This window comes from Collinsella aerofaciens (assembly GCF_039752985.1).
GTDB classification, from domain to species: Bacteria; Actinomycetota; Coriobacteriia; order Coriobacteriales; family Coriobacteriaceae; genus Collinsella; species Collinsella aerofaciens_BT.
Genome location: NZ_JBDMHA010000071.1, coordinates 1 through 9,273 on the forward strand (window position 1 = coordinate 1; position 9,273 = coordinate 9,273).

Below are 9,273 nucleotides of genomic sequence, written 5' to 3' on the forward strand. Positions count from 1 at the left end.
CTCATAAACTGCGCATAGGCGAGCGATAGGACAACGTTGCTGACGCCGGCGATCTTTAGGAACTCCCAGCCCGCGGCAAGCCCCATGAGCGTGAGCAGCGACACGATGCCACCGGAATTGCCAAGCATAAACATAAGCTGGCCCAACAGCATGCCCAGATAGCTGCCCGCCGGCGCCGTGATACACAGCGAAACCGGAACCATGACAAGCATGGTCGCAAACGGAACAAACGAAAACGCCACGGCCTTAGGGATAACGCGTTTAAAGAAACACTCCACTCGCCATAGCACGGGCACCGAGATGAGAACCGGAATAACGGTCGTCGTGTAATCGTTGACCGGCGCGGGAAGCTGACCATACACGGAAGTCATCGATGCCCCCGTCGTCGATGCGGCATCGACGAGCTTAAGCAGATCGGGCGCAATCAATACGCCGCCCAGCATCATGCCCAGCTGCTCCGAGCAACCGAGCTGGCGAGCGGCGGCCCAGCCAAGATAGATGGGCAAAAAGTAGTAGCCGGCGTTATAGAGCCAACTGTAGAACAGACGATAGATATCAGAATCGGCAGACCACAGGCCCAGCATGCCTTCGCCCATAATGACAGCGACGGTGCGGAACAACGCCGCGCAGACAATAAACGGCAGCGCCGACATCATGCTTTTGGACAGATAGTCCACCACGGCCATGGCGTTTGATGAAACCGACGTTGTAAACGAGGTGTTAGAAACTTGTAGCATGGAACGCCTTTCCCAATATGACATGCGGGCTGTCCCTTTGTCACATCGTGCGGTATCGACCGATTGCGCGGTACTTTTCGTAGCGGAGGTTTGTGAGGGTCGCGTCGTCGAGCTGCCCAAGCGTATCGAACGCATCAAATGCCGAGGACATGACGGCACCGGCAATCTCCTCATGCGACAGGCCCCTATCGTCAACAATGCCGTCGATGATGCCGAGCGCCAACAGATCGGGGGCCGTGAGCTTCAGCGCCTCGGCGGCCTCATTCGCGCGCTCGGTATCCTTCCACAGGATCGACGCACAGGCCTCGGGGCTCACGACCGAATAGGCCGAGCTCGAGAGCATCAGGATGCGGTCGGCCACGGACAGCGCCAGCGCGCCACCAGAGCCGCCCTCGCCTGTCACCACCGAGACAATCGGCGTCTTGAGGCCGCTCATCTCCATGAGATTCTGGGCAATCGCCTCGCCCTGGCCGCGCTCCTCGGCACCGATGCCGCAAAACGCGCCCGAAGTATCGACCAGACACAGAACCGGTCGACCAAACTTTTCGGCCTGGCGCATAAGGCGACGCGCTTTGCGGTAGCCCTCGGGATGTGCCATACCAAAGTTGCGACGCATGCGCTCTTTGGTCGTGGTACCGCGCTCGACGGCGATAACCGTCACGGGTCGCCCGTCTTTCCAGCCAATGCCAGCCACCACGGCGGCGTCGTCGCCAAAGTAACGGTCGCCATGCAGCTCCACAAATCCATCCAGGCCCAGCGAGATCATCTCGCCCGCCGTGGCGCGATCTGCCGAGCGGGTCTGCTTGACAATCTCGAGCGCGGTTTTTGGCGCCGCCGAGCGCTTAAACAGGTGTCCCAGCTTTTTGCCGCGGCGACCCGTATGCACGATCTCATGCGGTGCCCCCAGGCCGGGCGCATGCCCTTCGTGCAGCGCCAGCAGCTCGCCTACCGTGAGCGCAATCTCGCCACGCGGAACAACGGCATCGCAAAAGCCGTGCTCCAGCAAAAACTCGGAGCGCTGAAATCCCTTGGGTAGGCGCTTGTGCATGTTCTGCTCGATCACGCGCGGGCCGGCAAATGCCGTCAGGGCATCGGGCTCGGCCAGGATAATGTCGCCCTCCATGGCAAAGCTCGCGGTTACGCCTCCGGTCGTAGGGTCGGTGAGCACCGTGATATACAGGCCGCCCGCCTCGCTGTGGCGCCTAACCGCCGCAGAAATCTTGGCCATCTGCATAAGCGAGGTCACGCCCTCTTGCATGCGCGCACCGCCCGAAACGGTAAAGCCGACAACTGGCAATCCCAGCTCGGTCGCACGCTCAAATGCGCGACAGATCTTCTCGCCCACCACTGAGCCCATCGAGCCCATCATAAAGTTGGCGTCCATAAAGAAGAGCGCCGTATCGCAACCGCAGATTTTGCCCCTGCCGCACACAACGGCATCGCGCTCGCCCGAACGCTCGCTCACGCTCTTGAGCTTATCGGCATAGCCGGGAAACGAGAGGAAGTCCTCCGACGCCAGATTGGCATCCCATTCCTCAAACGTGCCCTCGTCGACTGTCATACCCAGGCGCGCACGACCGCTCACGCGAAAATGCTTGCCGCAACGGGGGCAGACCTCGAGGTTGTCGTGTAGGCGTGCCTCATCGATCACACGGCGGCACTCCGGGCACTTGATAAACACGTGGCGCGCGGGAAACTCGGCGCACGACTCGGTCATCGGCCCCTCGAGGACGTTGACCGTCTTCGCTTTTCTATTCATCAGCATAGAGATGCCCCATCAGATCGGTGTGATACATGCCCGACAAGAACTCGTCGTTTGCCAGCACGTCGAGCTGAAGCTCGCTGTTTTCGCTCACGCCCTCAATCACGAGCTCGCCCAGGGCCGAGCGCATCTTGCGAATGGCGCCGTCACGCGTGGGCGCACACACGATGAGCTTGCCAAGCATGGAGTCGTAGTACGGCGGAACGTTCGCGCCGGTAAACATGGCGGAATCCCAGCGCACGCGCGGACCACCCGGCACACGCAACGCGGTGACCGTTCCGCATGACGGCAGAAAGTCCGGCGTTTCGGCATTGATGCGGCACTCCATGGCGTGGTTGCGGACCGGCATGTCCTCCTGCTCAAAGGGCAAAGGCTGGCCGGCCGCCACGCGCAGCTGCCACTTGACCAAGTCGGTATCGGTCACAAACTCCGTAACCGGATGCTCTACCTGCAAGCGCGTGTTCATTTCCATAAAGTAGAAATTGCCGTCGTCCGAATACAGGAACTCGATGGTACCGGCTCCTTCGTAGCCGACGGCACGAGCCAGGTCACGCGCCGCCTTGTGCATGCGAGCACGAATGTCGTCGTGTCCGTCGAGGCACGGCGCGGGGCTCTCCTCGATCAGCTTTTGGTTGCGGCGCTGCACCGAGCACTCACGCTCGCCAAGCGAAAACACATGGCCCTGCTTATCGGCCATAATCTGCACCTCGACGTGGTGCGCCGGCGCGACGAACTTCTCCATGTAGCACTCGCCGTCGCCAAAAACGGCCTCGCCTTCGGCACGTGCTTCAATAAAGGCCTTTGCCGCGTCTTCCACGCGGTCGACCTTGCGAATACCGCGACCGCCGCCACCTGCACGCGCCTTGATGAGCACGGGGCAGCCAATGCGCTCAGCCTCGGCCGTTGCCTCCTCGGGACTTTTGAGCAAATCGCAGCCCGGCACGATGGGCACGCCCGCCGCGGCAGCCGTTCGACGTGCGGCGTCCTTGTCGCCCATGCTGTCGATCACCTCGGCCGAAGGACCGACAAACGCCAGGCCATACTTGTCGCAGTCTCGCACGAAGCTCGCCTTCTCGGAGAAAAAGCCATAGCCGGGATGAATTGCCTTAGCTCCTGACTTTACGGCACAGGTGAGCACGGCATCGTCGTTGAGGTAGCTCTCGGCAAGACGCGGGCCGCCGATGCAATACGCCTCGTCGGCAAGCTGCACGTGCAACGCGTCCGCATCGGCCGTGGAATAAACGGCGACGGTCTTGATGCCCATATCGCGGCACGCGCGGATAACACGGACCGCGACTTCGCCGCGGTTGGCGATGAGCACTTTGTCGAACATGAAAACTTCCCTACTTTTCGTGCATGAGTGCAAAAGACATATCGGCGCGGCAGCAAACCTCACCGTTAACGCTCGCAGTACCTGTTGCAAAGCGGAACGGCCCGCGCGCACGCGTGATGGAGCACACCAGATCCACCGTGTCGCCCGGGCGCACCGGACGCTTAAAGCGCACCTTGTCCAGACTCGTGTAGAACGGCGTCGCGCCGCGCGCCTCCTCATCGCCCATCAGCAGCACGCAGCAGTTCTGGGCGAGCATCTCGCACTGAATCACGCCGGGGACCACCGGGTTTCCCGGAAAATGCCCCTGCAAAAAGTACTCGTCGCCCGTAATCGTGATCTTGCCGTGGGCCTCGTCGCCCACCAGCTCGGCTTCGTCAAGCAAAAGCATCGGCTCGCGATGCGGCAACAGTTCCTTAAGCTCTTCTTTGTTCATGGATATCACCTATCCGATTCTCATGAGGCAGCTGCCAAACTCCACGAGGTCGCCGTCGGCCACGCAGATCTCGAGCACCTCGCCGTCTGCCTCGGCTGTCACCTCGTTGAGAACCTTCATAGCCTCGATGATGCAGAGGGTCTCGCCGGCCTTGACCTTGGAGCCCACGCGCACAAACGGCTCGTCGCCCGGCGCTGGGGCAGCATAGAAAACGCCGACCATGGGAGCGGTCACCTCGGTGCCCTTGGGCTCCGGTGCGGCAACAGGTGTCTGCGCGGCGGGCTCCGGTGCGGCAGGCGCGACTGTGGGAGCTGCAACTGGAGCGGCCATAGCGCTCGGCATGGGCATGGGCACGGCAACCGGCTGTGCGGCGCTCGCGCGCTCGAGTTCGACCGCGGTGCCATCGGGCTCCTCAACGCGTACGCGCGTGAGGCCGCGGTTCTCCATAACATCGGCTATCTCGGCAAGTCTTTTGGAATCCATGCTCTAGCTCCTCGTATATCTACGCAGCGCGATGGCGGCGTTGTGTCCGCCAAAGCCCAGGTTGGTCGAAAGCGCCCAGGTAAGGTCGGCGCGAACCGCGCGATTGGGCGTGTAGTCAAGATCGCAGGCGGGATCGGGCGTGTGGTAGTTAATGGTCGGCGGCACCACGCCCTGCTCGAGCGCCATGGCGCAGGCCATGACCTCGATGGCGCCCGTAGCACCGATCATGTGGCCGGTCATCGACTTAGTCGACGAGACGTGCGCGGCGCGCGCCGCGTCCTCGCCGAGCGCACGCTTAATGCCCGCCGTCTCGGACGAATCGTTGAGCTTGGTCGATGTGCCGTGGGCATTGATGTAGAGACCCTCGGAAGGCTTGACGTCGCCCTCGGTTACCGCCAGCGATATCGCGCGGGCAATGCCGGCAGCCTCGGGATCAGGACTCGTGATGTGATAGGCATCATCGGTGTTGCCGTAGCCCACGACCTCGGCATAAATGTGCGCACCGCGCGCCTGCGCATGCTCCATGCTCTCGAGAACCAGCACGCAGGCGCCCTCGCCCATCACAAAGCCGTCGCGGTCTGCATCGAACGGGCGGCAAGCCGTCGACGGGTCAGGATTAGTGGTGAGAGCACGGCAGGATGTAAAGCCCGCAACGGCATCGGGGATGATTGCGGCCTCGGCACCGCCGGCGAGAATCGCATCGGCATAGCCATGCTTGATGGCGCGGAACGCCTCGCCCACGGCATGGGCCGAGGTCGCGCAGGCGGTCACCACGGGCAAGGTCGGGCCCTTTGCCTTATGGCGGATTGCGATATTGCCCGAAGCCATATTGGGGATCATCATCGCGATCATATAGGGCGATGCACGGCGAGGCCCTCGATCGGCAATCGTGTGAACGTTGTCGACGAGTGTCTGCATGCCGCCCACGCCTGAACCCACGTAGACGCCCAGGCGCTCGCGATCGATGGCGCCCTCAACATCGAGGCCCGCATCGTGCATGGCCTCGTCCGACGCCGCCATCGCAAACTGAACACAGGGGTCCAGGTGCTTGGCGTCACGCTTGCCAAAGTACTCGTTGCCGTCAAAACCCTTGACCTCGGCCGCCACCTTAACGGCAAACGCATCGGTATCGAAGTGCGTGATCGGGCCGATGCCGCACGTGCCGGCGCACATGGCCGCCCAGGTGGCAAGCGCCGTGTTGCCGAGCGGCGATACGGCGCCGATGCCGGTGATTGCAACTCTCTGTTCCATCATGGTCTCCTCATCCAAGCCGTTGTTCGGCCCTGGTTTCTACATCGCCATTCCGCCGTCAACGCGTACGACCTCACCCGTAATGTAGGCAGCCGCATCGCTCGCTAAAAAGCGCACCACGCCGGCCACTTCCTCGGGGCGCGCCATGCGCCTCAGGGGAATCTGCTCCTCGCACGCCGCGCGCACCTTCTCCGAGAGCTTTGCCGTCATATCCGTCTCGACAAACCCGGGTGCGACCGCGTTCACTCGTACGCCGCGGGGCGCAAGCTCGCGCGCCACCGCCTTGGTAAGCCCTATCACGCCCGCCTTGGAGGCAGCGTAGTTGGCCTGCCCGGCATTGCCCATCAGGCCCACAACCGAGCTCATGTTGATGACGCAACCGCCGCGCTGGCGCATAAAGGTCTTGGTGAGCGCGCGCGTCGTATTGAACGTGCCCTTGAGATTGACATCGAGCACGCGGTCGAAGGCATCGTCGCTCATACGCATGAGCAGGCCATCGCGGGTGATGCCGGCGTTGTTGACGAGCGCCCAAATGGAGCCAAAGTCGTTGAGGACCGTCTCCACGCATGTGTTGACGGCGGCGGGGTCGGCCACGTCACATTGATATGCGCGCGCCGTGGCGCCAGCCGCCTCGCAGGCCTCGCACGTCTCGCGCGCCGCATCGACGCTGCCGGCATAGACGACGGCGATATCAAAGCCGTCCTCCGCCAGACCGACAGCGCAGGCGCGGCCGATACCCCGCGAGCCGCCCGTGACCAGTGCCACGCGACGTGAGTCGTTGCGCTCGAGCGCGGCGTTGTTCAAGTTACCCATGTCATTCCTTTCGGGTTACAGCCCTGTGGACTATGCGAGCTCGTCGGCAATAGCTGCGACCTGCTCGGCCGTTTCGCACGAATACACACGAACGTCGCTCAGCGTACGCTTGACCAAGCCGGACAGCGTTTTGCCGGGACCGACCTCAATAAACGTGTCGATGCCTTGATCCTGCAGAGCATGCAGCGTGTCGACCCAGCGCACGGCATGGCTCACCTGGTTGGCAAGCACCTCCGATGCCGCCTGCGGATCGGCCGGATAGGGCGCCGCCGTCATATTTGCCATGACCGGAATGAGCAACGGGGACGGCGCGTGACCGGCCTCGATATATGCAGCAAGGCCACAAGTCGCCTCGGCCATATAGGGGCTATGGAATGCACCCGACACCGCGACCTTCATGGCGCGACCGCCAGCCTCTTTTACCATGACGTCGAGGGTCTGCAACGCATCGGGCGCTCCGGCCACAACCGTCTGCTGGGGGCTGTTGTAGTTGACCGGCCAGCAGTCCTCGCCTGCCTGTTTTGCCAAGCCCTCGACCTGCGCCGCATCGAGCTTGATGACGGCGCGCATGCCGCCGGGGTGACGCTCGGCCTCCGTGGCCATCAAAGCCGCGCGCTCACACACGAGCTCAAAACCCGCTCGCGTATCGAATGCCCCCGCAAAGGTGAGTGCAGCGACCTCGCCCAGCGAGAATCCCGCACAGGCGGCAGGCACCACGCCGCGATCGCGCAGGGCGACAGCGACAGCCAAGTCGTGCACGAACACGCAAGGCTGCGTGTTCTCGGTCTGTGAGAGCTCCTCCTTGGAGGCGCTCCGGCACTGCTCGCTGGTCCCCGGGCGTACCTCATCGGCAATGGCGAACACCTCGGCAGCCGCCGGCGATGCTTCGATGAGGTCGACGCCCATCGCGGGATGCTGGGCACCCTGACCGGCAAACAGAAGCGCTACGCTACCCATGCGGTCGCACCCTTCAGGACACGCTCGGCGCCATCGACCAGATCGTCGACGATTTCGCGTGCGCTCTGGCGCTCGTTGACCATGCCAGCAATCTGTCCGCACAAATACGAACCCTCTTCGTAATTACCGTCCTTTGCGGCTTTACGAAGCGCGCCCGTGCCCATGGCCCCGAGCTCCTCGGGGCTTGCGCCCGCCGCCTCGTTCTTGGCATACGCGTTGGTGAAGGGGCTCTTGAGGGCGCGAACCGGATGTCCCGTCGAGCGACCGGTCGCACGCGTCGACGTGTCGCCCGCCTTGAGCACCAGCTCTTTGTACTGTTCGGATACGGTGCACTCATCGGCGACGAGAAAACGCGTGCCCACCTGGACGCCGGCGGCGCCGAGCATAAAGGCGGCCGCTACACCGCGGCCATCGGCGATGCCGCCAGCCGCAACCACGGGAATATCGACCGCATCGACAACCTGCGGAACGAGCGCCATCGTCGACGTCTCGCCAATATGCCCGCCCGATTCGGTGCCCTCGGCAACCACGGCAGTGGCTCCGCGACGCGCCACGAGACGCGCCAGCGCCACCGAAGCCACGACGGGAATAACCTTGATGCCTGCATCGCCCCAGGCCTTCATGTACTTGGTGGGATTGCCGGCACCGGTCACCACAACGGGCACCTGCTCATCAATCACCACTTGTGCGACCTCGTCGACAAACGGGCTCATGAGCATAACGTTGACGCCAAAGGGCTTATCCGTCTTGACGCGCAGCTCGTGAATCTGATCGCGCAGCCAGTTTGCGTCGGCATTCATGGCCGCGATAATGCCTAAGCCGCCTGCCTCGGACACGGCAGATGCCAACGAGGCGTCGGCAATCCAGGCCATGCCACCCTGGAACACGGGCTTTTCGATTCCGAGCAAATCGCAGAGAGGAGACTTGAGCATCACTACTTCTCCAATGCCGCCTCGACCGTATCGACGAACTCGCCGACCGTCTTGGGGTTCTCCTCGGTATCGAGCTCAATGCCAAACTCGTCCTCGACGGCAACGAGGATCTCGACGGTACCCAGGCTGTCGAGGCCAATCTCCTCGAGCGTGGACTCGGGCTTCATCTCGACATCGTCAAGGCCGGCGGTCTCGCGGATAACGTCGCAAACGCGCTCGAAGGTCTTCTGATCTGCCATGGTAGTTCTCCTTTGTTTGTGCCCCAGGGGCGTTTTCATTTCCTATGTGCAACTACTTCCAGCGAAGTAGATAGCCACCTACATCCAAGCCGGCGCCAAATCCGACCAGGGCGATGGTGTCGTCCGCGTGCAGCGCGCCGGTATTTGCCAGTCGGTCGAGAGCAAGCGGAATGCAAGCGCTCGAGATGTTGCCGGTTTCACGCAACGTTCGGACCACACGGTCGTCCGGCACACCCAGGCGCTTGACCGCCTGGCTCAAGATTCGTTCGTTAGCCTGATGGAATACAAAGTGGTCGATGTCCTCGACCGCGATGCCCGCGTCGCAGGCGAGCT

The 9,273-nt window shown here is 62.6% G+C and carries 11 protein-coding genes; all 11 read right to left on the reverse strand.

What is annotated here, in order from left to right; all coding sequences use genetic code 11:
* Positions 1–737: PTS sugar transporter subunit IIC (locus ABHR76_RS08615; protein WP_346977370.1), on the reverse strand; the 737-nt coding region annotated here is incomplete at its 3' end.
* Positions 738–777: 40 nt separating this feature from the next.
* A complete protein-coding gene (gene accD / locus ABHR76_RS08620) occupies positions 778–2,496 on the reverse strand; it encodes an acetyl-CoA carboxylase, carboxyltransferase subunit beta (protein ID WP_346977372.1) in 1,719 nt (572 codons plus the stop codon).
* Positions 2,489–3,832 (reverse strand): acetyl-CoA carboxylase biotin carboxylase subunit, encoded by a 1,344-nt coding sequence (locus ABHR76_RS08625; RefSeq protein WP_346977374.1) that lies wholly within the window; start codon positions 3,830–3,832, stop codon positions 2,489–2,491. The genes accD and ABHR76_RS08625 overlap by 8 nt, the downstream gene beginning before the upstream one ends.
* A gap of 10 nt (positions 3,833–3,842) precedes the next feature.
* Positions 3,843–4,265, reverse strand: a complete 423-nt coding sequence (gene fabZ, locus ABHR76_RS08630; RefSeq protein WP_346977375.1) for a 3-hydroxyacyl-ACP dehydratase FabZ — start codon at positions 4,263–4,265, stop codon at positions 3,843–3,845.
* 9 nt (positions 4,266–4,274) lie between these two features.
* On the reverse strand, positions 4,275–4,748 hold the full coding sequence (accB, locus tag ABHR76_RS08635) for an acetyl-CoA carboxylase biotin carboxyl carrier protein (protein WP_346977376.1): 474 nt from the start codon (positions 4,746–4,748) through the stop codon (positions 4,275–4,277).
* 3 nt (positions 4,749–4,751) lie between these two features.
* On the reverse strand, positions 4,752–5,999 hold the full coding sequence (fabF, locus tag ABHR76_RS08640; protein ID WP_346977378.1) for a beta-ketoacyl-ACP synthase II: 1,248 nt from the start codon (positions 5,997–5,999) through the stop codon (positions 4,752–4,754).
* A gap of 39 nt (positions 6,000–6,038) precedes the next feature.
* Entirely contained in the window at positions 6,039–6,812 is a 774-nt protein-coding gene (gene fabG / locus ABHR76_RS08645; protein ID WP_346977379.1) for a 3-oxoacyl-[acyl-carrier-protein] reductase, read from the reverse strand.
* Between the two features lie 30 nt (positions 6,813–6,842).
* Positions 6,843–7,769 carry an ACP S-malonyltransferase gene (locus tag ABHR76_RS08650; RefSeq protein WP_346977381.1) on the reverse strand — a complete coding sequence of 309 codons (927 nt, stop codon included), beginning with the start codon at positions 7,767–7,769 and terminating at the stop codon, positions 6,843–6,845.
* Positions 7,757–8,701 carry an enoyl-[acyl-carrier-protein] reductase FabK gene (gene fabK / locus ABHR76_RS08655; protein WP_346977382.1) on the reverse strand — a complete coding sequence of 315 codons (945 nt, stop codon included), beginning with the start codon at positions 8,699–8,701 and terminating at the stop codon, positions 7,757–7,759. Before fabK ends, ABHR76_RS08650 begins: the two co-directional genes overlap by 13 nt.
* 2 nt (positions 8,702–8,703) lie before the next feature.
* Positions 8,704–8,940 carry an acyl carrier protein gene (locus ABHR76_RS08660; protein WP_055285196.1) on the reverse strand — a complete coding sequence of 79 codons (237 nt, stop codon included), beginning with the start codon at positions 8,938–8,940 and terminating at the stop codon, positions 8,704–8,706.
* A gap of 52 nt (positions 8,941–8,992) precedes the next feature.
* Positions 8,993–9,273, reverse strand: a 281-nt coding sequence (locus ABHR76_RS08665) for a 3-oxoacyl-[acyl-carrier-protein] synthase III C-terminal domain-containing protein (RefSeq protein WP_346977384.1), incomplete at its 5' end; no start/stop codon positions are given.

What these genes read in the sequence shown, in the direction of transcription:
- accD (WP_346977372.1), bottom strand. Translation starts at nt 2,496, where the DNA reads ATGAATAGAAAAGCGAAGACGGTCAACGTCCTCGAGGGGCCGATGACC.
- ABHR76_RS08625 (WP_346977374.1), bottom strand. Translation starts at nt 3,832, where the DNA reads ATGTTCGACAAAGTGCTCATCGCCAACCGCGGCGAAGTCGCGGTCCGT.
- fabZ (WP_346977375.1), bottom strand. Translation starts at nt 4,265, where the DNA reads ATGAACAAAGAAGAGCTTAAGGAACTGTTGCCGCATCGCGAGCCGATG.
- accB (WP_346977376.1), bottom strand. Translation starts at nt 4,748, where the DNA reads ATGGATTCCAAAAGACTTGCCGAGATAGCCGATGTTATGGAGAACCGC.
- fabF (WP_346977378.1), bottom strand. Translation starts at nt 5,999, where the DNA reads ATGGAACAGAGAGTTGCAATCACCGGCATCGGCGCCGTATCGCCGCTC.
- fabG (WP_346977379.1), bottom strand. Translation starts at nt 6,812, where the DNA reads ATGGGTAACTTGAACAACGCCGCGCTCGAGCGCAACGACTCACGTCGC.
- ABHR76_RS08650 (WP_346977381.1), bottom strand. Translation starts at nt 7,769, where the DNA reads ATGGGTAGCGTAGCGCTTCTGTTTGCCGGTCAGGGTGCCCAGCATCCC.
- fabK (WP_346977382.1), bottom strand. Translation starts at nt 8,701, where the DNA reads ATGCTCAAGTCTCCTCTCTGCGATTTGCTCGGAATCGAAAAGCCCGTG.
- ABHR76_RS08660 (WP_055285196.1), bottom strand. Translation starts at nt 8,940, where the DNA reads ATGGCAGATCAGAAGACCTTCGAGCGCGTTTGCGACGTTATCCGCGAG.